Source organism: Rhodovulum viride (genome assembly GCF_003265965.1).
Taxonomy (GTDB): domain Bacteria; phylum Pseudomonadota; class Alphaproteobacteria; order Rhodobacterales; family Rhodobacteraceae; genus Rhodovulum; species Rhodovulum kholense.
The window spans coordinates 1-516 of the sequence record NZ_MUAV01000173.1; the positions used below are offsets into that span (position 1 = coordinate 1).

At 74.2% G+C, this 516-nt stretch carries 1 protein-coding gene; it reads right to left on the reverse strand.

The features are described from left to right. A partial coding sequence (locus BYZ73_RS23225; RefSeq protein ID WP_181498175.1) for a hypothetical protein occupies positions 1-516 on the reverse strand: 516 nt, incomplete at both ends.

Sequence of the window (516 nt, forward strand, 5' to 3'; positions counted from 1 at the left end):
TTCGCGGCGGCGGTAGAGGGCCGCCCGCCCGCCGCCGAAGGTGCCGACATTGCCGTTGGCAAGCCAGGCCAGGCGGAACCGCGTGGTCCGGCGCGCCGCCGCCCCGAGCGCGACGGTCGCGCTGAGCCCCACCGACCCGGTCTGGTCGTAGATATAGTCGGTGCTGGCAAGGCCGATGGGCCGCGGGCGCAGCGGGTCGGGGATCCGGATCCGGCCGCCGATGGGCACCCGGGGCGCAAGCGCCGAGGTCAGGTCGAAGCCGTTGGTCCAGACCCCCGGCTCGGGCACCCAGAACTGGCCGCGCAGGGTGCCGCCGTTCAGCGGCAGGAGCCCGTCGAGCCGGATCATGTAGTCGTAGCCCGCCTCGAAGGTCGGCGTCTCGACCAGCTGGGTCAGGCCATTGACGTCGAAGTCGTAGAAGACCCCGGTCGCGCTGTCGCCCGGGGCGGTCCTGTCGTAGGGCTGCCAGCCCGCGGGGGGCGCGAAGGCCGCGACGGCCGCCTTCAGCAGCGGGCC